15 protein-coding genes and 1 pseudogene are annotated in these 25,379 nt (G+C 73.1%); 12 read left to right on the top strand and 4 right to left on the bottom strand.

The features are described 5' to 3' along the window. Positions 1-80: 80 nt before the first annotated feature. Together ACLJOU_RS18540 and ACLJOU_RS18535 are read right to left on the bottom strand one after the other, a co-directional pair. The gene (locus ACLJOU_RS18540; RefSeq protein WP_410568884.1) at positions 81-2,084 is read right to left on the bottom strand and encodes an FG-GAP-like repeat-containing protein; all 2,004 of its coding nucleotides are present in this window, start codon (positions 2,082-2,084) and stop codon (positions 81-83) included. 421 nt (positions 2,085-2,505) lie between these two features. Further along, positions 2,506-3,006: a hypothetical protein gene (locus ACLJOU_RS18535; RefSeq protein ID WP_410568883.1), complete on the bottom strand. Its 501-nt coding sequence runs from the start codon at positions 3,004-3,006 to the stop codon at positions 2,506-2,508. Positions 3,007-3,385: 379 nt separating this feature from the next. On the opposite strand from ACLJOU_RS18535, the gene ACLJOU_RS18530 reads away from it, so the two are divergent. The 4 genes from ACLJOU_RS18530 to ACLJOU_RS18515 all read left to right on the top strand — a co-directional run bounded on the left by ACLJOU_RS18530 (position 3,386) and on the right by ACLJOU_RS18515 (position 11,884). Continuing rightward, positions 3,386-7,363 carry a polymorphic toxin-type HINT domain-containing protein gene (locus ACLJOU_RS18530; protein WP_410568882.1) on the top strand — a complete coding sequence of 1,326 codons (3,978 nt, stop codon included), beginning with the start codon at positions 3,386-3,388 and terminating at the stop codon, positions 7,361-7,363. Between the two features lie 5 nt (positions 7,364-7,368). After that, positions 7,369-7,662 carry a hypothetical protein gene (locus ACLJOU_RS18525; protein ID WP_410568881.1) on the top strand — a complete coding sequence of 98 codons (294 nt, stop codon included), beginning with the start codon at positions 7,369-7,371 and terminating at the stop codon, positions 7,660-7,662. Between the two features lie 175 nt (positions 7,663-7,837). After that, complete coding sequence (locus ACLJOU_RS18520) at positions 7,838-11,524, top strand: ALF repeat-containing protein (protein ID WP_410568880.1); 3,687 nt, start codon at positions 7,838-7,840, stop codon at positions 11,522-11,524. Further along, positions 11,525-11,884 (top strand): DUF6086 family protein, encoded by a 360-nt coding sequence (locus tag ACLJOU_RS18515; RefSeq protein WP_410568879.1) that lies wholly within the window; start codon positions 11,525-11,527, stop codon positions 11,882-11,884. It begins immediately after the preceding gene. A 43-nt stretch (positions 11,885-11,927) separates the two neighbouring features. Here ACLJOU_RS18515 and eccCa read toward each other — a convergent pair whose 3' ends face one another. Further along, the gene (eccCa, locus tag ACLJOU_RS18510; protein ID WP_410568878.1) at positions 11,928-15,863 is read right to left on the bottom strand and encodes a type VII secretion protein EccCa; all 3,936 of its coding nucleotides are present in this window, start codon (positions 15,861-15,863) and stop codon (positions 11,928-11,930) included. 143 nt (positions 15,864-16,006) lie between these two features. Here eccCa and ACLJOU_RS18505 point away from each other — a divergent pair, with 143 nt between their 5' ends. The 7 genes from ACLJOU_RS18505 to ACLJOU_RS18475 all read left to right on the top strand — a co-directional run bounded on the left by ACLJOU_RS18505 (position 16,007) and on the right by ACLJOU_RS18475 (position 22,774). After that, positions 16,007-16,777 (top strand): WXG100 family type VII secretion target, encoded by a 771-nt coding sequence (locus ACLJOU_RS18505; RefSeq protein WP_410568877.1) that lies wholly within the window; start codon positions 16,007-16,009, stop codon positions 16,775-16,777. 31 nt (positions 16,778-16,808) lie between these two features. Continuing rightward, positions 16,809-17,849 (top strand): hypothetical protein, encoded by a 1,041-nt coding sequence (locus tag ACLJOU_RS18500; protein WP_410568876.1) that lies wholly within the window; start codon positions 16,809-16,811, stop codon positions 17,847-17,849. A gap of 3 nt (positions 17,850-17,852) precedes the next feature. Next, positions 17,853-19,214 carry a WXG100 family type VII secretion target gene (locus ACLJOU_RS18495; RefSeq protein ID WP_410568875.1) on the top strand — a complete coding sequence of 454 codons (1,362 nt, stop codon included), beginning with the start codon at positions 17,853-17,855 and terminating at the stop codon, positions 19,212-19,214. Continuing rightward, the gene (locus ACLJOU_RS18490) at positions 19,214-19,684 is read left to right on the top strand and encodes a hypothetical protein (protein WP_410568874.1); all 471 of its coding nucleotides are present in this window, start codon (positions 19,214-19,216) and stop codon (positions 19,682-19,684) included. The genes ACLJOU_RS18495 and ACLJOU_RS18490 overlap by 1 nt, the downstream gene beginning before the upstream one ends. Continuing rightward, complete coding sequence (locus ACLJOU_RS18485) at positions 19,681-20,001, top strand: YbaB/EbfC family nucleoid-associated protein (RefSeq protein ID WP_410568873.1); 321 nt, start codon at positions 19,681-19,683, stop codon at positions 19,999-20,001. Before ACLJOU_RS18490 ends, ACLJOU_RS18485 begins: the two co-directional genes overlap by 4 nt. Next, positions 20,001-21,389: a type VII secretion integral membrane protein EccD gene (gene eccD / locus ACLJOU_RS18480; RefSeq protein WP_410568872.1), complete on the top strand. Its 1,389-nt coding sequence runs from the start codon at positions 20,001-20,003 to the stop codon at positions 21,387-21,389. The genes ACLJOU_RS18485 and eccD overlap by 1 nt, the downstream gene beginning before the upstream one ends. Positions 21,390-21,508: 119 nt before the next feature. Continuing rightward, positions 21,509-22,774 carry a glucuronoxylanase gene (locus ACLJOU_RS18475; RefSeq protein ID WP_410568871.1) on the top strand — a complete coding sequence of 422 codons (1,266 nt, stop codon included), beginning with the start codon at positions 21,509-21,511 and terminating at the stop codon, positions 22,772-22,774. Between the two features lie 2 nt (positions 22,775-22,776). Here ACLJOU_RS18475 and ACLJOU_RS18470 read toward each other — a convergent pair. Next, positions 22,777-23,816, bottom strand: a pseudogene (locus ACLJOU_RS18470) (type VII secretion protein EccE). Positions 23,817-23,956: 140 nt separating this feature from the next. Here ACLJOU_RS18470 and eccB point away from each other — a divergent pair. Beyond that, complete coding sequence (gene eccB, locus ACLJOU_RS18465) at positions 23,957-25,378, top strand: type VII secretion protein EccB (protein ID WP_410568870.1); 1,422 nt, start codon at positions 23,957-23,959, stop codon at positions 25,376-25,378. The last annotated feature ends 1 nt before the right edge of the window (position 25,379 follow it).

Raw genomic sequence — 25,379 nt, 5'->3', positions numbered from 1 at the left:
TTTCCGTTCAGTGGTCGAGCCGGCCGGAATCGGGGGAGGCGGCGTCACGGGGACGCCGCCTCCGCGAGGTCAGAACGAGGTCAGAACATCGTCGACTGGGCGGCGTTGAACGTGCCGTTGCTGCTCCACTTGACGCCCTCGTCGTCGAACCCGCCCGAAGCGTTGGCGTGCCGCCGGAACAGGTTCGTGTTCGAGCCGCCGTAGTCGTAGGCCGCGAGCAGGTCGGTGCGGCCGTCGCCGTCGAAGTCGCCGGTGGTCCACCGCGACTGGCCGAGGTTCCAGTTGCCCGGCCCGGTCGTCCACTGCGTGACCGGCGCGTCGACGCCGGTGGCGGTGGCGTGCCAGGTGCGGAACGTCAGGTTGGCGCTGCCGAGGTCGATCGCGGCGGCGAGGTCGGTGCGCCCGTCGCCGTCGAAGTCGCCGGAGAGGAACTGCGCCTTGCCGGACGGGATGGCCCCGCTCCACTTGACGTTCTGCGCGTCGAACCCGCCGGACGCGTTGGCGTACCAGAGGAACAGGTTCGACGAGTTGTCGCGGTAGTCGTAGAACGCGGCCAGGTCGGCCCGGCCGTCCCCGTTGAAGTCGCCGGCCCGCCAGCTCGACTGGGCGAGGTTCCAGTTGCCTGCCCCGGTGCGCCACTGCGTGACCGGGGCGTCGAACCCGGTCGCCGTCGCGTGCCAGGTCAGCACGCTCAGGTCGGCGCTGCCGTTGTCGTAGGCGGCCGCGATGTCCGTGCGGCCGTCGCCGTCGAAGTCGCCGGTGGTGAACCGGGCGTTCAGCGGCCGGAAGGCGCCGCTCCACTTGATGCCCTGGCTGTCGAAGCCACCGGAGGCGTTGGCGTACCAGAGGAACAGGTTCGTGCCGCCGTCGAGGTAGTCGTAGAACGCCCCGAAGTCCGTGCGGCCGTCGCCGTTGAAGTCGCCGGTCACCCAGCGGGCCCGGGAAGCCACCCAGCCGTCGGCGCTCCACTTCTGCTGCGGGGCGTCCACGCCGCCGGTCGCGTTCGTCGGCCAGACGTACACGCCGGTACGGGCGTTCTGCAGGTCGTAGCCCGCGCCCGCGTCGTCCTTGCCGTCGCCGGTGAAGTCGTTGCCCGCCGACACCGGCGTGGTGGCCGGGACGGCATCGGTCGGCGTGCCGGCCGCACCGTCGGCCGTCGCGACGACGACGCGGTAGTAGCGGGTCTGCTTGGCGGGCAGCCCGGTGTGCGTGTACGACGTGCCGGTGACGCTGCCCAGCAGGTGCGCGCTGTCGACCGGCACGTCCGGGGTGGCCGCGGCGTAGACGCGGTAGCCGGTGCGGTCGCTCACCGGGTGCCAGCTCAGGGTGATGGCGTGGCCCACGGCCTTGGCCGACGGCGCCAGGGTCTGCTGGCGGATCCACGCGGCGATGTCGTCGACGCGGGCGGCGGTGGTGCCCTGCCGGGTCGTCGTCTCCCCGAAGCAGCCGTGCTGCCACGACGTGCTGGTCACCCCGACGACGTCGGTGCGGCCGCCGGCGTCGCGGAAGATCGGGGCGCCGGCATCGCCGCGGCAGGCGTCGGTGCCGTTCGTGCCGGTCAGCGCGAGCGTGGTCGCCGTCGAGGACGGCGCCTTGAACGTGCCCACGTGCAGCGTGTCGGGCACCCATTCGCTCTCGGTGCGGCCGTAGCCGGCCAGGGTGAGCGTCTCGTCGCCGCCGGCCGCGGTGGTGGCGAGCGGCAGCGGGGCGATGTCGGTGACCGGCGTCGCCAGCCGGGCCAGCGCGACGTCCCGGTCGGTGCGGACGACGACGTTCGTGACCGCCACGACGTGCCCACCGGTGCCGCTCAGGCTGGTGCGCCCGATGGTGGCGGTGGTCGCCCTGGCGGGCACGCCGCCCTGCGGGGTCTCGGGAAAGCAGCTCGCGGCGGTGAGGACGAGATCGGGCTCGACGAGCGCACCCCCGCAGGCCCGCCCGTCGGCGGTGAGTTTCACCGCGAACGGATCAGTGCCCGCGGCAGCGGCGGTCCCGCCGGACACGGCTTCGGCGGGTAAGGCGGTCAGGAGCCCGGCGGCCAGCAGGACCGTGGTGGCTGCCACGGCCCCGGCGGGACGGATGGACATGCGGAGTTCTCCCCTTCGTTCTGCGGCGCCGATCAGCGACCGCCTGGTCGGCCCGGCCCGGCCCCGCCCGGCCTGCCGGAGTGCCATGCCTCCGGTCGATGTGCTCGCGGAACGGCGGTTTGCCCGTGCGTGACAGCCCGGTGAGCGTTGTCCCGCTCAACGGAAAGGAGTGGCGGTGGGCGCAGAAGCGCAGGATTGTTCGCGACCTGCCCGCAATTCTTCCGCTACCGCGCGTGTCGCGACGTCCTGGCGTCCTCGACATGTCCGTACCGGGAATGGGCCTGAGCGGGAATGAATGTGACGTTTCCCACGCGAACGCTCGGTTCGCGTGGGAAACACGTCACGGAAAACGATGCGACTCGAACCGGAAACCGGTAAATCCGTCCGGCAGATGCCGCAACGGCATACTCCGGATGTCCGATCAGGCCGACGCGCGCAGCTCCAGAAGCGTCGAAGGATCGGTTCCGGCACCTTCTCCGATGCCCGTCCACCCGGTCTTGCTGATCGGGACCGTGCTCGTCTGGCCGTTGATCTCGACCGTCGCCTGGACCGCGTGCTGGTTGTCGCCGAACAGCTGGTAGGCGTTGGGCACCTCCAGCCGGAGGTAGCCGGTCGGGCCGCTGATCTTGAAGCAGTAGTGGCCGGGGTCCCGGTCGTGGTCGGCCGAGTTGTAGGCGTGCAGCTCGAGGAGGCCCGTCTGGCTGCCGCACGCCACGAGCACGATGTGCCCGTCGCCGCTGATCAGCTTGATGGCGCGGTCCTGGAGGATCTGCGCCGCGCCCGGGTAGGAGTAGTCCTCGACGATCGGCGGCGGCGAGTCGGTGGCGGTCGCCGCGCCGGCCGAGGCGCTGAAAGCCAGGCCGAGAGCGGCTGCTCCGGCACCGGCCGTCGCCGCTGCGATGAAACGCGCGCGTGTACCCAAGATTCCCCCTGCGGTCGGAAAAACAGCACGAACGCACGGCGGCGAACTCCTCGCCGTGCGACAGGACGTGGATAAGGTCGCGCCCGACCCCGAGCGAACGCGAATCGGACTCTAATCACAGTCCCGGCGCGAAGTCAACAAATGTCCGGCAAGCCGTCGTCGTCGTCGAAGGGTCATGTGGATCACCCGAATGCGGCTTCCGGGCGGTTCCCTTCTTCTGCTACTTTTCGACCGCTTTGGGGGGAGGATCCAGGGCGGGGCAAGGGCGGAAAACGCTCTCTTGTCATTTTCGCGCGCACGGGAACCGGTGTCGGTTTCCCGCCCGTGCGCGTCCCCCCGTGGCGACCGGATACGTCGTTTGCACGGGAGGGCTGGCGAGGTGCGGATCAGCAGATCGATCGCAGGGAGCGCGCGCGCCTCCGTCGTGGTCACCGTGGTCACCTTGGTGGCCGCGGTGGCTTCGGGCGCGGTGGCGGTGCCCGCGCGGGCGGCGGAACCGGCCGGCGTGGCGGAACGCACGCAGGTCGTCGCCTTGTGGCAGGCCGGTGGACCGGCGACGAAGGACGCGGCGGCCGCGGCGCTGGTGGGCTCGGACGACGAGGTCCACATGTTCTTGACCACGGGCAAGGCCGTCGCGGCCGAGCATGACGACCGGATCAAGGTCAGCCAGCTGCTGACCGTGGCCGGCCCCGGGGTGCGCCGGGCCGCGCAGGCGGCGTTGAGCGGTTCCGCGGCCGACGTGCACAGCTTCCTCGCGACGGGCTGGCAGCAGCCGTGGCGCGACGACAACCGCGCGCAGGTGTCCCGGTACATCACGACCGGCGGCCACTGGGTGCAGGTGGCCGGGCAGGCCGCGCTGAGCGGCACCGAAGCCGACGTCCAGAAGTTCCTCGACTCCGGCCGGCAGCAGGCCCAGAACGACGACGACCGGATCAAGGTCAGCCAGCTGGCGACGACCGGCGGGCCGGAGGTCAAGAAGGCCGCGCAGCGGGCGTTGAGCGGCACGGTCGAGGACATCGAGGCGTTCCTCGAGACCGGCTACGCCCTCGCGGCCGAACGTGACCAGGAAACCGCCACCGTCGCGCACCTGGCCGACCTGGCGCGGGACGCGGGCGCGCAGGCGGCGACGCAGACCAAGCAGGCACAGGACGCGGCCGACCGGGCGATCGCGGCGGCGCAACGGGCCAAGGAAGCCGCGCAGCGGGCGGCCGCCGAAACGCAGGCGGCGCGGGATTCGTCGGTGCAGGCGGCGGGTGCGGCGGCGCGGGCCGCGAATGCGGCCCGTGGCGCGGCCGACGCGGCCAAGACCGCGATCGGTGCCGCGGCCGAGGCGAACCGGGCGTCGCGAGTGGCGGCGAACGCGGCGGCGCAGGCCGCGACGGCGGCTTCGCTGGCGGAGCAGGCGTGTTCGCGGGCGTACTCGGCGGCGTCGGCCGCGGCGGCGGACGGCGCGCACGCCGCCGAAGCGCGGCAGGCCGCGGTGGACGCGCGGAACGTGGCGGCCGGCGCACGCGCGGCGGCGGACGCGGCGAACGCGGCGGGCCAGGCGGCGGATGCGTCGGGCCGGGCCGCGGGTGCGGCCCGGAGCGCCAGTTCGAACGCGGACGCGGCGGCTTCGGCGGCGAGCGAGGCGGCGGGATACGCGCGCTCGGCGGGCGCGAACGCCGGCCAGGCCGAGCAGGCGGCGGCCACGGCCCGTGCCGCGGCGGCCCGCGCGAACCGGGCGGCGAACACGGCCGAGTCGCTGGCCGCCCAGGCCGCGGCGGCGGCTCGCCAGGCCCGCGACGCGGCGAACACCTCGGCGGCCCACGCGGACGCGGCAGCACTGGCGGCCGACCAGGCGGCCGCGGCGGCGGACCAGGCGAAGAAGGACGCGGACGCGGCGGCGAGGTACGCGGCCTCGGCCAAGACATCGGCGGACACGGCGACGACGGCGGCGAACCAGGCGGCCGCACTCGAAAAGACGTCCCGCGACGCGGACGCGGCACGCTTGGAAGCCCAGAAGGACCAGGCGATCGCGGACGCCGAGGCGGCGAAGGAAGCCGAAGACACCCGTGAGGCTTCGGGCGAATGGAAGGCCGGCGAGGCGGCGAAGCGGGCGGCGGAGACGCAGCTCCTGCTGGACGAGGCGGCGAACCCGGCCACGGCCCCGGAAACAGTGGTCCTCGACATCCGCAAGGCGGCGGTCCAGCTCCTGGACACCGGCGGCCCGTGGACCCAGGCCGCAGCGGCTTCGGTGCTGGCGAAGGACGAGGCCGGTTTGCGTGAATTCGTGCGCAGCGGACTCGCCACCGCGACCCAGCAGGACAACCGCGCCAGCGTCGTCGCGCTCGCGGACGAGACGGCCAACACCCGGTTCAAGCAGGCGGCGCTGACGGCGTTCGCCGGACCGGCCGCGGCAGTCACCGACTTCCTGCGCACCCGGGCTTACCCGGGGAAGGCGGACGACGACCGCGTCGCCGCGCAGCTGATCCTCAACACCGGCGGCCCGGCCACCAAGGAGGCCGCCAACCGGGCGCTCAGCGGCACCGCCGACGATGTCGCGGAGTTCCTCCGCACCGGTCAGTACGTCGCGGCCGAGCACGACGACCGGATCGCGGTGACGCAGGCGCTGACCAACGGCGGTCCCGAGGTCAAGGCCGCGGCCGAAGCCGCACTCGCCGGTCCCGTGTCGTACCTGAGGAACTTCCTCGACACCGAGCGGTACAAAGCGGAACAACGCGACATCGACACGACCACGCACGCCGCCGACGTGCACCGCTACGTGACCGAAGCGGCCAGTGTCGCCGCGCGGGCTCAGGCCGACGCGGCCTTGGCGGCAGCGGCGGCTGCGCGGGCACGCAACGCGGCGCAGGAAGCCGCCGCGGCCGCGGCCGAGGCGGACCGGCAAGCGGGTCTGGCCAAGACGTACGCCGACCAGGCCAACGAGTCGGCGAACCAGGCCCAGCAGTCCGCCGAACAGGCGGCGCAGTCGGCCCGGCAGGCGCGGAACGCGGCGCAGAGTGCCCAGCAGGCGGCCAGGAACGCCGCCAACTCGGCCGTTCAGGCCCGGGCGTCGGCCAGCCGTGCGAGCACGGCCGCGAGTTCGGCCCAGGAGTACGCCGAGCGTGCTCGCACCGTCGCGGCGCAAGCGGGCAAGGACGCCGCGGAAGCCGCCCAGGCGGCCACGGAAGCGGCGAAGTTCGCCGCGGACCGGCAGAACGAAGAGGAGCAGCGGCGGCAGGCGAGCCCACCGCAGCAGTCCGGGCCGCTCAGCGCCGAAGACGAAGCGGCGTTGCGTGCCGCGGGCGGGCAGGACCTGGTCGACCAGTACAAGCGGGCGATGGGGGGCGCCGAGCAGAACCTGATCGACTGGATCATCGAAAACGGCGGTCAGATCCTCGTCGACCTCTTCATCGGCGGGATCAAGTCGTGCGTCAAGGAGCCGAACCTCGTCAACTGCCTGATGGGCGCCATCGACGTCGCCTCGCTCGGGCTGGCGGTGCTCAAGGCCTACGACGTCGGCAAGGCGCTCTGGCGGGTCATCTCGACCATCGGCAAGTACTTCGAGGAGACCGCGAGTTTCAAGAAGATCCTCGACCGCGGCCGGTCGGTGATCGCGGAAGCCAAGGTCAACTGCTTCCCGGCGGGGACGCTGGTGGCCACCGCGGACGGTGACCGGCCGATCGAGCGGATCCGGCCGGGCGACCTGGTCTGGGCGAAGGACACCGCCGGCGGCGGGACCCGGCTGCAGAAGGTGGTCCGGACCTTCGAGCACGACGCGCGGTCGCTCGTCACCGTCCACTTCGGGACGACCAGCGTGCAGGTGACCCGGGAGCACCCCTTCTGGGTACCGGAGCGGGGTTGGGTGCACGCCGACGAGCTACGCGTCCACGACCGGGTGCAAAGCCTGGACGGCGGCGCACCGGAGGTCACCGCCACGGAGACCACGACCGCCCCGGTCTCGGTCTACAACTTCGAAGTCGAAGGTGACCACGACTACTTCGTCACGGCTGCGCACCTGCTCGTGCACAACAACTGCCTCGACGACCTCGGCGAGAGCTGGGTGCCGAAGTCGGTCGCCGAGGTGTGCCATACGAACACCTGCACGCAGACCGCGCGGGAGATCCAGCAGAAGATCGGCGGCGACGTGTACCGGATCACCGACCGCTACAACGCACCATCGGTCGGCGAGATCCGTGACCTCGACCACCCCGAGGTCTGGTACGAGTCCGGGTGGGCCTACCACGACGTCCTCCTCAAGGACGGCCGGGTGTACGACGCCACGACCGGCCGGTACGGGCTTTCGCTCGAGGAGTACCGGAACAAGTTCAAGTACGGTGAGTACCTCGACTTCACCCCAGTACCCGGAGGATGAAAGCTTTGGACACGGCCGACCGGATCGCCGATGTGATGCGGCGGCCAGGAGCGTACGAAATCCGGACCCTGGAGCAGGCGATTGCCTTTTTCGGCGGTTTCGACGCCGCCACCGGATTCGATTTCCTCCGGGGTTTCCGGGAATGGTTGTCCCGTAACGGCGGCGACGGCCCGAATCTCACCTGGGCCTACCAGGTGAGCCGGGTCGTCGCCGGCCAGGTAGGTCCGGACGTCGGCGAAGAGGCACGGATCGCCGAATTTTTCCGCTTGGTCCGGACCTTCCTCGCGGCCGCTGAATGACGGGTGCCGTGGTCGCATTCATCCCGTGAGAACCTTGCTGATCGCCGCCGCGGGTCGCTAGTCTTTTTCGGGGCGGGAGGGGTCGCGATTTTTGCCGGAAATCCATCCGGGCTGCCTTTCGCGCCGGCCGGTGAAGCCCTCAGCTGGTTGATTTCCGGAAAGGATGCGACGACGAATGAGACGCAGATGGTCATGGCCCGGCAGGGCCCGCGACGCGGTGGGACTGCTCGCCGCCGTGGCACTCACGGTGGGCTTGGCGCCCGCCGCTTCCGCCGACGACCCGCCCGCGCCCACCGAACGGCAGCAGCTGGTCGCCTTGCTGCGCACCGGGGGCCCGGTCGTTTCGCGGGCGGCCGAGGCGGCCTTGTGCGGTACCGATGAAGACGTGCACGCCTTCGTCACCTCGGGGCTCGCGCAGATGCAAGAGGTCGAGGACCGTGTCGCGGTCCAGAAGATGCTCACCGCCGGCGGCCCGGCGACCCGGTACGCCGCCAACAGCGCGCTCAGCGGCAGCATCATCGACGTCCGGACGTTCCTCACCGCCGGCTGGCAGCAGCCGTGGCGGGACGACGTCCGCATCCAGGTCAGCAGGCTGCTCTCGGCGGCGACCGGGCCACGGGTGAAGTCCGCCGCGAACACCGCGTTGAACGGCACCACCGACGACCAGCTGGCTTTCCTCGGCAGCGGCTGGCAGCAGGCCCAGGACGCCGACGACCGGATCGCGGTACAGCTGCTGCTCAACAACGGCGGCCCGGCGGTCAAGAAAGCGGCGAACCAGGCGCTCTCGGCCACCATCGAAAGCGTTCGCGAGTTTCTCCGCACCGGCTACCAGGTGGCGACGCAGCGGGACGCGGAAACGCTCTCGGTGAGCGCACTCGCCGATCTGGCCAAGAGCGCGCAGGCCCGATCGGCCGTGCAGACGCAGGCCGCCAAGGACGCGTCCGACCAAGCGGTGGCCGCGGCCGCGGCGGCCAGGACCGCGGCCCAGAAGGCGGCCGAGGAAACCCAGCAGGCGCAGAACTCGGCCGCGCAGGCCGCGAGTGCCGCCGGCCGCGCGGCGGACGCCGCGAACCGGGCCGCCCAGGCCGTTCAGAAGGCGATCAACGCGGCCGCCGCAGCCGCGAGCGCCGCGCGCGAGGCCTCGCACGCGGCGGGCCAAGCGGCGTGGGCCGCTTCGATGGCGGGCCAGGCGGCCGCGCGAGCCCGCAACGCCGCCGCGGCGGCCGCGACCGACCGCGGGCAGGCCGACGCCGCCCGCGACGCCGCCCGGAAGGCGCGCGACGCGGCCATCGGGGCGCGGACCGCCGCGGACGCCGTCGCCCAGGCCGTCGAGGCCCTCCGGCAGGTCTCCGTGGCGGCATCGGCGGCCGCGTCGGCCGCCGGGGATGCCGCGGCCGCCGCCCAGGCTTCCCGGGACGCGGGTGGTTGGGCCCAAAAGGCGGGCGCCAGCTCCGCGGAGGCCGCGGCCGCGGCCAACCGGGCGCAGCGCAACGCCGACGAAGCCAAGCGCGCCGCCGGGGTGGCGACCGCGCTCGCCAACGACGCCGCTGCCGCCGCCGGCCAGGCCAGGCAGGCCGCGACGGACGCCGCCGCGCACGCCGACGCCGCCGCGGCGGCCGCCGACGAAGCCGCGCAGCACGCCGGCGAGGCCGCCGGCGCGGCGGACCGGGCTCAGGCCGCGGCCAACGAGGCGAAGAACGAGGCGGACAGTGCCCAGGCGGCGGCCGACCAGGCGAAGAGCACGGCCGAGCTGGCCCGCCGGGCGGACACCGAGCGCCTCGCGCAGCAGCAGTCCCAGGCGACGCGCGACGCGCAGGACGCCAAGCAAGCCGAAGCGGACCAGGTGAGCACCCCGCGTTGGACGGCCGGCACCGCCGAACAGGTCGACGCGGCCACCCAGCGGTTGCTGACCGAGGCGGCCGATCCGGCCACCGCGCCCGGCACGGCGGTCGCCGACGGCCGCCGAGGCGCGGCCGCGCTGTGGCACAACGGCGGGCCGCAGGTGCGGCGCGCCGCCTCCGAGGCGCTCGGCGGAACCGACGCGCAGATCCTCGCCTTCGCCCGCGCCGGGCTGGCCGCCGCCCTCGAGCAGGACGACCGGCTGAGCGTCGACATCATCGCCGGCACGACCACGATCGCGGCCCAGCGCGACGCCGCCCGCGCGGCCAACGCCGGGTCTTACGACCAGGTCAAGGCATTCCTGCGGACGCGGGCCTACCCGCACAAGGACGACGACGACCGCGTCGCCGTCCAGCGGATCCTCAACACCGGCGGGCCGATCACCCGCGACGCGGCGAACCGCGCCTTGTCCGGCACCGTCGACGACGTCCGCGCGTTCCTGGCCACCGGCCGCTACCTCGCGGCCCAGGACGACGACCGGGTCGCCGTCCAGAAGATCCTCGACGCCGGGGGTCCCGAGGTCCGCGCGGAGGCCAACGCGGCGCTGTCCGGGCCGTGGTCGTACGTGAAGAAGTTCCTGGCCACCGGCCAGTTCGCGGCCGCGCTGCGGGACGCGGACGCCGCCGAGCACGTCGCCCAGATCAACGGCTACGTCGCGGACGCGGCGCAGTCGGCCGCGCTGGCCAAGCAGAACGCGGCCCTGGCCGCCCAGTACGCGGCGACCGCCCGCGGAGCCGCGGACGAGGCACGGCAATGGGCCGACGCGGCCAAGGCGTCCGCGGACGAAGCCGGGCAGTTCGCCGCCCAGGCCAAGGCGTCCGCCGACGAGGCGAGCAAGTCGGCCGCGGAAGCGGCGCTGTCGGCGAAGCAAGCTCGTGACGCGGCCGCGGCGGCCCAGGGCAGCGCACAGGCGGCCAAGAACTCGGCTGCCCACGCCGCCCAGTCGGCCGCGCTGGCGTCTCAGTACGCGGCGCAGGCCCGTGCGTCGGCGGCGCAGGCGCTGGCCGACGCGATCGCCGCCGGCAAGTCCGCGGCCGAGGCGGCGGAGGCCGCGGCGGCCGCGCAGAACGCGGCGGTGGAGAAGCAGCGGGAAGAAGCGACCCGCCAAGCCGTGACCGACATGCGCGACCAGGTGCAGAAACTGCGCGACCAGGCCGCGGCCGGGGCACAGGACCGGCCGGAGCTGGCCGCGCTGCGGGACGCGGCGGACCAGCTGCTGGCGATGATCGACGCGATGGCCCGGGGCACCCTCGACTTCGTGCGCGACCACGCCGGGGAACTGCTGGCCCTGATCGCGCACCTGCTGGAGATCGGTGGCGGGATCGGGCTGGCCTTGGCCGGCGCGAGCGCGGTCGCCGGCGGCGCGGCCACCTGCGGTGAGGAGATCGCCGGTGCCACCGCGGCGGGAGCGCTGATCGGGCTGCCGGAAGGCGGTGTCGGGGCCATCCCCGGCGGCGCCATCGGCTTCGTCGGCGGCGTGATCGCCTGTGTGTTCACCGGCGGCCCCGAAATCGCCGGTGGCATCGCCGGGATCATCGGCGGCCTCAAGATGGCGATGGACGGCATCGGGGGCGCGGCCGACGACATCGGCAAGCTGGTCCAGAACAAGGGGCCGCTCGAGGGCCAGAAGATCGTCAAGGTCTTCGACCCGAAGGTGCCCAACAACGGCCGGATGATCACCGACATCGACCACGTCGAAGGCGGTGTGCTGTGGGAGGAGAAGAGCGCGACCTGGGCCGGGAACGTCGACGACTGGGTGGACAAGCAGGTGACCGGCAAGCTCAACTCGTACCTGGAGGCTCGGGCGATCAGCCCGGAACTGTCCGCGTACCGTAACGCCCCGATCGGCTTGCGGATGACCGTTCCCGGGGTGGAGGTGGAGCTGCGCGAGTCGATCGAAGCCGCGGTGAGCCAGTTCCGCACCGCCCACCCGGGCGTGACCGTCTACCTGGAGTTCTTCTGAATGAGTTACATCTTCGACGTGGACGGCGAGGTCGTCTGGAGTCCGGCGCTCCGGATCGGGAAGCTGTTCACGACCTTGGTGGACGTGCTGGCCGGAGACGTCGACGTCGAGCCCCGGGCCACCGGGCTCACCGCGATGGCGAGTGACTACTACTACGTGAACCCGCCGGTGTTCGCGCAGTTCGTCCGGGCGCTGCTCGGCAGTTCGGTGCTCGCGAACCCGGTGTACGCGGAGCTCGCCCGCGGGTTCCTGGTGATCAGCCTGGTCGTCCTCGACCGCTGCGGCGTCGATCTGACTCCGGAGCGGGCAGCCCACCCGGAGCTGTTCGAGGCCCGGGACGCGCTGGCACCGTCGGTGTGACCGGGAGCCGGCCCCGCCCGCGCCGGGCGGGGCCGGCTTTCCGTCAGCTCTCCGCCGGTTTCGTCCACGCCACCTGGACCAGTCCGGTCCCGTGCCGCCGCGACACCAGCGTTCCCCGGCCCGGCGGTTGCGGCGACGGCTTCACGTCCGCCAGCAACGCCCCCTCGTCCTTCGCCCCCGACATGATCAGCCCCGGCGTTCCCAGCTCCCGCAGCCGCTGCAGGACCGGCTCGAACATCGCCCGGCCCGCCCCTCCGGCGCCGCGGACGATCACCAGGTGCAGGCCGATGTCGCGGGCCTGCGGGAGGAACTCCAGCAGCGGCTGCAGCGGGTTGCGGCCCACCGTCGCCACCAGCTCGTAGTCGTCCACCAGCACGAACAGCTCCGGACCGCGCCACCAGGACCGGTTGCGCAGCTGCTCCGGTGTCACCGACGGGCCCGGCAGGCGGTTGCGCATCGCCTGGGCGCACTCCGCGATCAGGTCCGTCAGCTTGCCCTCCGCACCCGCGTACCCCAGCAGGTGCGGCTCGGACACCGCGCCCAGGAGACCCCGGCGGTAGTCCGCCACGATGATCGCCGCTTCCTCCGGCGTGTACGCCGTCGTGATGCCCTGAGCCAGCGCACGCAGCAGCGACGACTTGCCGGACTCCACGTCGCCGAACGCCACGAAGTGCGGGTCCGCGGCGAAGTCCAGGTACACCGGGCGCAACGTCGATTCCGCGATGCCCAGCGTGACCTGGCGCGCAGGAGCGGGCGGCAACCCGTCCAACGGCACCTCCGGCGGCAGCAGGCGAACCTGCGGCGCCCGTGGGCCCCGCCACGCCTCGGAAATCCGCCGGACCAGGTCGACGCCGCCCGCGCCGACCGTCTCCGGGCGCTGGTCGCCGTCGATGCGGGGCAGGGCCGCCAGGAAGTGGAGCTTCTCCGCGGTGAGGCCGCGGCCCGGGCGGTCGGCGGGGACGTTGGCCGCCACCTTGCGGTCGATCGACGAATCCATCGGGTCGCCCAGGCGCAGCTCGAACCGCGTGCCGATCGCGTCGCGCAGCTGGGCGCGGACGCCGATCCACTGGTTGAGCGAGACGATCACGTGGATGCCGAAGCCGAGCCCGCGCGCCGCCAGCCCGGTGATCTGCTCCTCCAGCTGCTCGTACTCCTGGCGGATCGTGGTCCAGTTGTCCACGAACAGGAACACGTCGCCGAACTCGCGCTCGTCCGTGCTCTCGGTGAACTCCGCACGGCGGGCGCGGAACGCCGCCATCGACTCGATGCCGTGCGCGGCGAAGAACTCCTCGCGCTGCTCCAGCAACGTCGTCAGCTCGGCGACGACCCGGCGGCAGCGCTGGGCGTCACGGCGGGTCGCGTACCCGGACACGTGCGGCAGCCCGGCGATCGGCGCCAGCGCGCCACCGCCCATGTCCAGCACGAACAGCTGCACTTCGGCCGGGGTGTGCGTCAGCGCGAGCATGCCCGCGATGTCCTTCATCAGCGTCGACTTCCCGCTCTGCGGCGCGCCGACGATCAGCGCGTGCCCGGCCGCGCCGGAGAAGTCCGCCCACAGCAGGTCGCGGCGCTGCTCGAACGGCTTGTCCACCAGTGCGACCGGGATCGTCAGCTTCCCGTTGCCGCCCCAGCCGAGCGGGCACAGGCCGCGCGCGGCGTCCTCGCCCAGCGGCGGCAGGAGCTGGTCCAGCGTCGGGGGTTCGGCCAGCGGCGGCAGCCAGATCTGGTGCGCGGCCGGGCCGCGGCCCTCCAGGCGCGAGAGCATCGCGCCGATGATCGTCTCGCCGGTGCCCTCGGCCGAAGGGGCCGGGGAAACCTCCGAGGGCTCGACAGTCACCGGGATTTCCACCGGGGCCAGGGAAAACGGCAGCACGCCGAGTTCCTGGCCGTCCTCGCGCACCACCGTGCTCCGCGGCGGCAGCTCGCCGGAGACGTAGGCGGCCTTGAGCCGGATCAGCGTTTCGGTGTCGGACTTCAGGTACGCCGACCCCGGCACCGGCGGCAGGTGGTAGGCGTCCGCGACACCCAGCACGGCCCGGCTTTCCGCGGCCGAGAACGTCCGCAGCCCGATCCGGTACGACAGGTGCGAGTCGAGCCCGCGCAGCCGGCCCTCCTCGAGTCGTTGGGACGCCAGCAGGAGGTGGATGCCGAGCGACCGCCCGAGCCGGCCGATCGCGACGAACAGGTCGATGAACTCCGGGCGCGAGGACAGCAGTTCGCTGAACTCGTCGATGATCACCAGCAGCGACGGCAGCGGGTCCAGCGGCGCGCCGTCCGCGCGGGCCTTCTCGTAGTCCCGCACCGACGCGTAGTTCCCGGCCGCGTGCAGCAGTTCCTGCCGCCGCAGCAGCTCGCCGTTGAGCGCGTCGGCCATCCGGTCGACGAGCGCGAGGTCGTCGGACAGGTTGGTGATGACCGCGCAGGTGTGCGGCAGCCCGGTCATCCCGGCGAAGGTCGCGCCGCCCTTGAAGTCGATGAGCGCCAGGTTGAGCGTCTCCGACGAGTGCATCACGGCCAGCGCCGTCACCAGCGTCCGCAGCAGCTCGCTCTTGCCGGACCCGGTCGCGCCGATGACCAGGCCGTGCGGGCCCATCCCGCCCTCGGCCGACTCCTTGAGGTCCAGTTCGACCGGCCGGCCTTCCGGGTTGACGCCCAGCGGGATCCGCAGCCGGTCGCGCGCCGCCCGCGGGGCCCAGGTGACGGCGGTGTCGGTGTCGCGCGGGTCGCCGATGCCGAGCAGCCCGGCCAGCCCGAACGTCGACGACATCGGCTTCTCGCCGACGACCGCGGCCGGGGTGTGCAACGGCGTCAGCATCCGGGCGAGGGCTTCCGCGGCGCCCCGGTCGAGGACGTCCGGGCGGCCCAGGAAGCCGAGCCGCTGCTCGCCGCCGTCGCCGACGACCATGCCGAGGGACTCCGGCGCGGTGTGCAGGCTCAGCAGCTTCTCGGTCGAGGACGCCCGCGGGTGCTCCTGCCCGACCTCGAGCACCGTGACGCCGAGCCGGCCGTCCGCGCCGATCAGCCGGGGCTCGCCGTGGGCGTTGCCCCCGTCGACGACGACCACGAGGTGGGGCAGGTCGAGTTCGGCGGCCGCGCGGCGGCTGAACGCGGGCCGTTCGCCGAGGTCGGCGCCCAGCAGCTCGGCGAGCCCGGCCGCGCTGGCGTCGGCCAGCCGCCGCGAACCGACGGCGTCGGCCGCGCCGGCCGCGGTGGCGTGCGGCAGCCACTTCGCCCATTCCCAGTCGTGCTGCCGCTCCGGCGACACGCAGACCGCGATCCGCAGGTCCGCGGGGGAGTGGAAGGTGACGAGCTGGCACAGCAGGGCCCGCACCAGGCCGAGCACGTCGGGCCGCCGCCCGGCCACCGTGACCGCGGCGAACGACCGCAGCGACAGCGCCACCGGCAGGCCGTCGACCGTCGAGTAGGTGCGGATGAAGTGCTTGAGGCTGGTGGAGGACACCGGGTCCAGGTCCTCCAGCGGCACGGTCTGCGGCGCCTTCAACGGCGTCGCGAGCCGCTGCGGCCCGGTGCCCGCGCGCACCTGCGCGAACTGCGGCTCACTGCGGCGGCGGTCCCAGAGCTTCCCGGTTTCGACGTAGGCCCACAGGTCGGCCGGGTCGGGCTGGACGGCGATCATGGCCGCGCGCTGGCCGTCGGCGATGTCGCGGACCTGGGCGCGCAGCCCGGACAGGTACCGCTGGTAGTCCCGGCGTTCGTCGTTGATCTGCGCCTTCTTCGCCATGCCGCCGCGGCCCAGCGACATCACGACCATGCCGCCCATCGCGCAGAGGAACAGGGCGCCGAAGATCCACGTCATCACGCCGCCGTCGCGTCCGATGTAGACGAACGACATCGCGCCCATGCCGAGCATCATCGGCAGGAACATCATGAGCTGGACCATCCCGCCGGACGAGCTCTTCGGGAGCATCGGCGGCGACTGCAGCACGATCTCGGACGGGCGCTCGGGCGTGAGGCTCATGCAGCAATGCTCCAGCGGGTAGCGGCGGCTCTGACCGGTATTTTGGCCACTAGCCGCCGCGGCGCGGTGGGTACTTTTGCCGTCCGCCCGCTTCCGGGGCCGAACTTACGCTCGGGCCGAGCACACCCCCCGGAAGGAGACCCATGGCCGGCGAGTACCGGGCTGAGCCCGAGGCGATGCGCTCCGCCGTGGGCAACGTCGGGGGCATCATCGCCCACGGCATCAACGCCGTGGCCGACCTGGAACGGCTCGTCGTCCAGCCGATGTCGTTCGCCACGTTCGGCAGCGCGGTCGCCGCGGCCAACGCGGCCCTGCACTCCGGCCAGATCACCGCCGTCCGCACCTTGCTGCAGCTGCTGCAGCAGATCAACGGGCTCGTCAAGGCCAGCGCCGACGCCTACCAGGCGGCGGACCAGGACGTCGCCTCGGGCTACGGCGGCGGGCACACCCCGAGCGGCACCGCGTCGTCGATCTGGGGCAACTCGCACGCGTCCGAGCTCGCCACCCTGGCCATCAACGACAGCGCGGGCGCCCACGGCGAGCCGTCATCGGTCGGGAACGTGCTGCGCTACCTGGGGGACGCGCGGCTGGGCCGGCTCGGCGACCACCCGATCACGGACACGCGCTTCCACGGCGTGGCCGACTTCAACGACTGGCTCGCCGGCGACGCCGACAACCAGGCGCGGGTCGGGCTGATCGAGGTCTACGCGGGCACCGCGCGCACCTTCTCCGACGTGCCGGGCGGGGTGCACAGCGGGGACGTCGTGGTCGTGGAGCCGCTGCGGTTCTCCGACCGCCAGCCGGTCATCGGCGTCGCCGGCGACGGCGGGCGCCTCTACAACCACGGGCTGCTCGACGCCCGCACCGGCGGGCTGGCGCGGGTCAGCGTCTACCGGCCCGCTTCCGTCGTCTGATCGTCCGCCCCCGAACTCCCTGTGAGGACCGATGCTGACTTTCCCGAACTCCAGCGCGATGGACGCGACCGCGTCTTCGGGTGGGCCGATCACCGTCCTGCCGCAGATCGTCACCGGTCAGCCGGAGCAGATCGCGAAGCACGTGACCGACCTCGTCCGCAAGGCCGAGCAGTTCCTGAGCATGTACAACGAGCTGACCAAGGCCGCCGACCAGCTGGGCCGGATCTGGTCGGGTGCGGCGAGCGAGTCGGCGCTGAAGAAGATCAGCGACTCCCTCGGCCAGCTGACGAAGATCATCGACGTCGTCCAGAAGGGCGCCGAGCTCCTCGGTGTCTCCGGCACGCTGATCAAGACCGCGCAGGAGGCCTACCGCGCGGTGGTTTCCGCGGTGAACCCCACGGTCGCCGCGCTGATGTCGAACTGGTGGACCTACGGGGCCGCGGTCGCTTTGTCGACCGCGACGAGCGCGTCGCTGCGGGCGTTCATCACGTCGATCGGCGCGCTGCTCAAGGCGCTCGGCGCGGTGGACCTCGCCCAGCAGGTCACCACCCTCGCGCAGGTCATCGGCGAGATCGAGAAGCTCTTCCACCACTCCTCCGGCAGTTCGGGCGCGACATCACAGTCGTCGATCGGGAGCACCCCGGTCACCGCGCCGCAGACCCCGCCGCCGGTGGCGAGCCCGTCGGGGCAGCAGGCGGTGGCGGGCGGGAGCGGCGGGGGGATCCCGCAGCAGCCTTCGTTCACCGACTACACCCCGCCCGCGCTCGCCACCGGCGGCGGTTCCAGCGGCGGCGCCGCGGTGACCGGCAACGGCTCCCCGCTGAACCCGGCCAACAGCTGGATCGCCGTCGACCACCCCGTGGCGACGCCTGCCGTCCCGGCGCCCTCGGTGCCTTCGGTGCCCGCTCCCGCGGCCGGGCACGCCGACGAGGTCGTCATCCACACCGACCTGACCACCGGTGAGTCCACTGTGGAGGCTCCGGGCGGGCAGGACTTCGACCTCGATATTGCGCTGGACTACAACGGGAAGCACTTCAGCCAGCACGTCGGCTACGACGCGGCCGGGAACTAGCCGGTGGCGGGCTCGGGGGTCGTCGACGCGTCCGGGGTGGTCAGCTCGGTGCTGTCCGGGTACCGGCGTGTGCTGGTCGAGTGCCACCGGCGCGTCACCGGGGACCCCGGCGCGCTGAGCGCCGCCTCGCAGCGGGTCGCGACCCGGGCGTCGGCTGTCTCCGGCAAGGCGCGCGAAATCGAGGAATCCGCGAAGACCCTGCACGCGGACTGGGACGGCGACGCCTACACGGCGTTCGCGACGGCCGCGGGCGACCTCGGCAAGGAACTCGCCGAAACGGCCGCCAAGCTCGGCGACCAGGCGAACCGGCTCGCCACCGCGGCCCGGCTCGTGCAGTCCGCCGAAGCCGCCGTCCGCTCGGTGCTCGCGCAGTTCGACTCCTACGCCGCCCAGCTGACCGCGCAGGCCCGCGCGGTGAACTCCGCGTCGGTGGGTGCGTTCATCCAGGCCGCGCGCCAGCTCGGGGAGCAGAGCGTCGCCGCGGCCCGCCAGGTCGTCGACGAGTTCTCCGACGCGCTCGCCGAACTGTTCCCGCCCGAAGGCGTCGGACGGCTCGAGCACGAGCTCGGCAAGTGGGCCCGCGGGCCGCTGCACTGGCTCAACGGCGAACCCCTGGACGGCCGGAAGCGGCCGCGGACCGTGCCGTCGTGGTTCGGCAACTCCGGCTGGAAGAAGCTCACCTGGGACGGCCTCGAAGGCACGCGCGCGCCGAAGAAGGCGGACACGCCGTTCGGGCAGCCCGAAGCCGAGGGCCTGAAGAACAAGATCGGCCGCAACACCGAGATCACCTACTACAAGTTCCAGCACGAGCAGGACGGCTTTTCCCCGGAGTACGACGGGAAGATCACGTCGAAGGGCTGGGACGCCGGCGCGTCCGGGCACGCGGAACTCGCGGCGCTGCACGGCGAAGCCGAAGCCAAGAAGGCGTGGGGCGTCGCCGAAGCCCACGCCAAGGGCACGGTGTTCGCCGGCGGCGAGGTGAGCGCGGCCGGCACGATCGGCGCCCACGGCGTCGGCGCGCACGCGAACGCCTTCGTCGGCGGGAAGGTCGAAGGCGAGGTCGCCGCGGACGTCGCCGGCATCGGTGTCGGCGCGAACGGCACCCTGCAGTACGGGCTCGGTGCGCAGCTGGACGCCCAGGCCGTCTACGACGCCGGGCACCTCAAGGTCAACTTCAAGGCGGGCGCGGCACTCGGCCTCGGCCTGGGTGTCGGCGCGAAGATCGACATCGACCTGCCGAAGCTCGGCCACACGATTGGCGAGTACGGCGGCGGGGCGGTCGACGCCGTCGGCCACGCGGCTTCGGACGCGGCCGACGCCGTCGGCTCCGCCTGGAACGACGCCGTTTCCGCCGTGGGGCTGTGATGACCCTTCCCCTCGACTTCGTCATCCCGGACGGCTGGACCGCCGTCGACCCGGGCGACTCCGGTGCGGTGTTCGTCGCCGTGCACGCCGCTGCCCCGGGCGAGTTCGTCCCGAACATCACCGTCAGCGTGCAGCAGCGGCCGGACGACGCCTCGATCGACGCCATCGCGGCCGAAGCCGTCGAACGGCTTTCCCGGACGCTGGCCGGGCTCGAGGTGCTGAGCCGCCGCGACGTCGGCGATGCGGCCGCTCCCGCCGTCATGCAGCTCCTGCGCCTGCGCACCGGCGAGGGCACCGAGCTGGTCCAGACCCAGGTGCACCTGACGGTCCCCGGCGCGGTGCCGGCGGACCGGCTGGTGCTCGAGCTCGCCTGCACGGCCGCGCCCGCGACCGCGCGGCGGCTCTCACCCGGTTTCCAGCGGTTCGTGGCCAGCGTCCACGTCCGCCAGCACGAAGGGAAAGCACAGTGACCGATCCGTACGCGGTGCCGGACATGGACGAGCTGCTCGCACAGGTGCGCAAGCAGACCGAAGAGGTCCAGCGGATCCAGCGCACGGTCGAGGCGATGGAGGTCAAGGCGCACTCGCGGCAGAACGAGGTCACCGTCACCCTCCGCGGCGACGGCCGCTTCACCTCGATCGACATCGACCCCCGCGCGATCCGCGAGTACGACGCCCGCAACCTGTCGGAAATCGTGCTGGAGGCGGTGAACGCCGGGCTGCAGAAGCTCGCCGAGGCGTCGAGCGCCAAGTTCGCCCCGGTCATCGCGGCCGCGAAAGACGCGTGATGACCCGAGGCGGCGTGAGCACGGCTTCTCTTACGGGGACGACCCGGCGGGTCACGGTGGTCACGCCGAGGGCCCGCGTCGACGTCGCCCTGCCGCAGCAGTCGACGTTCGCCGAGCTGGTCCCGCAGCTGGTCCGGCTGGCCGGGGCGTCGGGCCAGGCGTCGGCCGACCACCCGGGCTGGGTGCTGTCGAGGCTGGGCGGCGCCCCGCTGGCCTTGGGCCTAAGCGTGGCAGCGGCCCAGATCCGCGACGGCGAAGTGCTGCACCTGACCCCGCGGGAGCGCCCGCGGGGTCCGCTGCTGTTCGACGACGTCATCGACTCGATCGCCAGTGTCGCCGACACTTCCGGTGGCTGGAGCCCGTCGGTGGCGCGGCGGTCCGGCCTGCTCGCGGCCGTGGTCCTGCTGCTGGCCGGCGGCCTGCTGGTGCAGGCGGCGGCGTCGGGCAGCGTCCTGGCCCCGATCGGGACCGGGCTCCTGGCGTTGGTGCTGCTGCTCGGCGGCGGTGCGCTGAGCCGCGCGTACGGCGACGCCGAAGCGGGCGCGGCCGGGTCGCTGGCCGGTGTCGGGGTGGCGCTGCTGGCGGGGATGTCGGTGCTGCCACCGCACCCGCTGTTCTCGCTGTCGGCGGGGCCGCTCGCCGCGGGGTTCGCGGCCGTGACGGTGTACGGCGTCCTGGCGGCGGTCTCGGTGGCCGACCGCCTGCCGTGGTTCGTGGCGATCACGGGCGCGGCGGGCTTCGGCGCGCTGACGACCGGTGTGGTGCTGCTGGCCGGTGTTTCCGCGGTGTCGGCCGCCGGGGTGGTCGCGGTGCTGTGCACGGCACTGGCGGCGGTGGCCCCGATGCTGGCGCTGCGCTTGGCCCGCCTGCCGCTGCCGCGGGTGCCGGACGACATGGCGGCGTTCCGCGCGGACGAGCAGCCGTCGCTGGGCACGGAGATGATCGGCCGGACGTCCCGGGCGCAGGCGGTCCTGACGGGCCTGCTGGTGGCCTTGGGCCTGGTGGTGCTGGCGGCCTCGGTGGTGCTGTCCTCGGGCGGGCCGTGGGAGGCGGGGCTGGCGGGTCTGCTGGGCCTGGCGTGGATCCTCCGCTCGCGGTCGTACGCGGGCCGCGCGCAGCGGCTGGTGCTGGTCGGGTTCGGCGTCCCGGCACTGGTGTGCGCCGGCGTGTGGCTCGTGGCTTCGGGCGACCGCACGGCGGTGTTCGCGGCCGGGTGCGCGGTGGTCGTGGCGGCGGTGGTGTGCCTGGTGTACGCGACGCGGGTGGCGCGGGGCCTGCGGTCGCCGTACTGGTCACGGCTCTTGGACGTGACGGAGTTCCTGGTGCTGCTGTCGCTGGTCCCGGTGGTGGCGATGATCGCGGGGGTGTACGAAGCCGTCCGCGGCTGAGCGTCTTCCGGCGGTCGACGCATTCGACTGAACGTTTCATTGACCGTGCCGCGAGGACACTGTTAAGACTGATTTGGGAGCGCTCCCAGGCTGTGGCCCGCCGACTCCAGGGAGATGCCATGTCACCACGTCCGGAACAGTCCGAGAGCTCGCCGCTGCTGAAGCGGCGGACCGTGCTGGCGGCCGGCGCCGCCCTGCCGGTGCTGGCGGCGGCCGCGACACCGGCCGCGGCGGCCACCGCGGTGGTCGTCGAGCCGTCGAACGTGCAGCAGACGATCCTGGGTTTCGGCGGGATGAACCACACCGTCTGGATCAGCGACCTCACCGCCGCCCAGCGCGAGACGGCGTTCGGCAACGGCACCGGGCAGCTGGGGTTCACCGTGCTGCGCATCCCCGTCCACGAGGACCGCGCCAACTGGAGCCGCGAGGTCGCCACGGCCAAGCGGGCGAGCGAGCTCGGGGCCAAGGTCATCGCTTCGCCGTGGAACCCGCCCGCCTCGATGACCGAGAGCTTCTCCGGCGGCAAGCGGCTGAAGTACGGCTCGTACGGCGCCTATGCGCAGCACCTGAACGACTTCACCGCGTTCATGCAGAACAACGGCGTGAGCCTGTACGGGATCTCGGTCCAGAACGAGCCGGACTACGCGCAGCAGTGGACGGCGTGGACCGCCGCCGAGATCGTCCGGTTCCTGCGCGAGAACGCCGGCTCGCTCACCACCCGGGTGATCGCGCCCGAGTCGTTCCAGTACCGCAAGAACATGTCCGATCCGATCCTGAACGACCCCACCGCACTGGCGAACGTGGACATCATCGGCACGCACCTCTACGGCACCTCGTTCGCGGACCTGCCCTACCCGCTCTTCCAGCAGAAGGGCGCCGGCAAGGAACTGTGGATGACCGAGGTCTACTACCCCAACAGCACCGATTCGGCCGACCTCTGGCCGCAGGCGCTCGACGTCGGCGAGCACATCCACCGCGCCCTGGTCGACGGCCGGTTCCAGACCTACGTGTGGTGGTACATCCGCCGTTCGTACGGCCCGATGCGCGAAGACGGTCAGCTCAGCAAGCGCGGCGCCTGCATGGCGCACTTCGCGAAGTGGGTGCGCCCCGGCTACCAGCGGATCACCGCGACCGCGAACCCGCAGGCGAACGTCTACGTCTCGGCGTTCAAGAGCGGCACCCGGATCGTCGTCGTCGCCGTGAACAAGAACACCGCGGCGGCCGACCTCGCGTTCACGATCCGGGACACCGGGTCCGCGACCGCGCAGACCTGGCTGACGAACCAGAGCGCGAACCTCGCCCGCTACACCGACGTCACCATCGCGAACGGGGCGTTCGCCGCCCAGTTGCCCGCCCGCAGCATCCGGACGTTCGTCGTGAACTGACCTCACCCGTCCAGGGCGAGGGGGAGCGTGCGGCGCACCCCGGCGCCGTGCCGCCCGTGCAGCGGGACCACGCCGGGCGGCACCGGGACCGGGGCACCCGCCCGCGCCCCCACCCGGATCGTCACTTCCGCCTTCTCCTTGCCACCGGCCGTCCGCGTCAGCGTGTACGACGTCGCCGTGAACGCCGCGCCCGGGACGGCCGGATCGATGACTCGCGAAGAACGCGGCGTGAAGCACACCTGCACCGAGTCGCCCCAGGTCCACGCCCGCCAGCCCTCGGGCGCCCCGGTAGCCGGCCCCTGCACGCCCAACGCCACCCGGAGCTCCTTCGCCAGTTCCCCGGCTTCCAGCACCGTGCTCTGGTACCCCGCCTCGGCCAGCGCCCCCATGAGGCTCAACGCCGCCGACGCCGTGCTCCGCAACGCACCCAGGTCACCGCCGCCCCGGGCCAGTGCCGCGATCGGGGCCAGGTCGGGCCGGTAGCGCACGGCCAGCCAGCGCACCCGCAGCACCTGGTCGCCGCGCGGGATCGCCCACGTCAGCAGCTGCGCCGACGCCAGCGGATGTCCGCGCGCGCGTAGGCCGCGCGCAAGGCCTCGACCAGCGGCCCGGGCGCTCCCGGACCCGGTGTCAGGCGGATCAGGGCGCTCCACCCGCCGTCGATCTCCGCGACGCCGAAGCGGTTGCCCGCGCGGTCGACGTGCTGGCGGACCTTCACCGGTCCCGCCACCGACAGCAGCGGGTCCGGGCTGTCGCGGCGCGTGTCGTGACGGCGCAACCGGAACGCCGTCCACGTCAGCGCCCAGCCCGCCGGGTGGCGTCCGGCGAAGCGCACCGACGTCAGCAGCACCACCAGCCCGGCGAGCACGCTGACGCCGATCCGCAGCGGCTGCGCGACGCCGCCGGCCAGCCACGCGAGCAGCACGGCGACGGCGGCGATCTCCCACAGCGCCGCCTGCAGCGGCCGGACCGGCAGCAGCCACGGCAGCGGTGCGGGCGCGGGCCGGGACGGTGCCGGGCGGACGGCGGTATCGACGGACACGGGCTCCCCTTTCCCCGGCCTCCGACGCTACTGCCTGCCCGGATAGGGCGTGGGCGTAAAAATTACCCTCGCCGCACCTTGGTCGGGTGCCTAGCATCGGGCGCTCGGGAGGTCGACGCACAGCCGGGGGGCACAGCAGCGTGTGGACGCAGCGGGACCAGATCCAGGCGTACCAGTTCCTCCGCCGCAGGCTGGTTTCCGCGCTCGTCGCCGCCGACGCCAACCACCCCGTCTCGCCCAGCCGCCGGCTCGTGCTGGGCACGGTCCTCGGCGTCGTGGCCGCGCTCCTGGTCACCGCCGTCTTCGGCATCATCGGGCTGCTGAACCCCTCCGGCGGCAAGGACTGGCTGGCCGGCGGCAAGGTGATCGTCGAGGAGGGCACCGGCGCGCGGTTCGTGCTCGGCGCCGACGGCGCGCTGCACCCGGTGCTCAACTACGCCTCCGCGCGCCTGCTGGCCGGCGGCACCGGCGACGCGACCGTGTCGGTGTCGCCGGAAAACCTCGGCAAGGCGGGCCGCGGCGTCCAGATCGGCATCCCGGGCGCCCCCGACTCGCTGCCGTCCTCGCCGGCGCTCGTGACCGTCCCCTGGACGAGCTGCAGCCGGACCACCCAGGACGCGCCCGCGTCGGCCGAGCCGCGCACCGCCGTCCTGCTGGCCGCGCCGGCGTCCGGCGTCGAGCTGCCGCGGGACCAGGGTGTGATCGTGCGGCTGCCGCAGGGCGACCGGTTCCTGCTGGCCGGCGGACGGCGCTACCAGCTCAGCGACGAGGCCGCGACCGCGCTGCAGTTCGACAGCTACCCGACGATCGCGGTGTCCTCGCGGTGGATCGACACCGTCCCGGCCGGCCGCGACCTGACCGCGCTGCCGGTCGACGGCGCCGGTGACCCGGGACCGGCGGTGGGCGGCCGCGGCACCCGGGTCGGCGAAGTCCTCGCCGTCGTCGACGCCATGGCCGCGCCCGGTGCGGCCACGTCGTACTACCTGGTCCGCCGCGAGGGTCTCGAGCCGGTCGGGCAGACCGAGGCGAGCCTGCTGGTGACGACGGCGGCCAACGCCGCCGCCTACGCCGGGCCGCCCGCGCCGGTGGAGGTCCGCGCGGCCGACGTCGCCGCCGTCGCGAAGGTCGCCGCGCCGCGCGCCGGCGGAGCCGACCCGGCGGCCTACCCCGACCGCATCCCCGGCAAGGCGCCGATCACCGGCAACTCCGTCGCGCTGTGCGTTCAGGGCAGCCGGCTGCTCGTTTCGGCCGAATTCCCGCTTCCCGCCGGCGCCCGGGCCATCCAGGTCGCCACCCGGACCGAAGCACGGGTGGCCGACGAGGTTTTCGTCCCTCCTTCCGGAGGGGCCGTCGTCGTCGAGGCCGGTTCGGTCACCACGTACCTGGTGACCGACACGGGCCGGAAGTACCCGGTGGTGAACGCGCAGGCCCTGGCCTCGCTCGGCTACGGAAGCGTCGCCAAGCCGCCGATCGCAGGTAGTTTGCTGGCATTGGTGCCGACGGGCCCCGCGCTGGACCCGGCCACGGCCGGGCGGCCGGCTCCGTCGGGTGGAACGGGGTGAA

This window comes from Amycolatopsis sp. cmx-4-61, from assembly GCF_046548775.1.
In the GTDB taxonomy this organism is placed as follows: Bacteria; Actinomycetota; Actinomycetes; order Mycobacteriales; family Pseudonocardiaceae; genus Amycolatopsis.
This window is presented reverse-complemented; position numbering and strand designations above follow the sequence as displayed.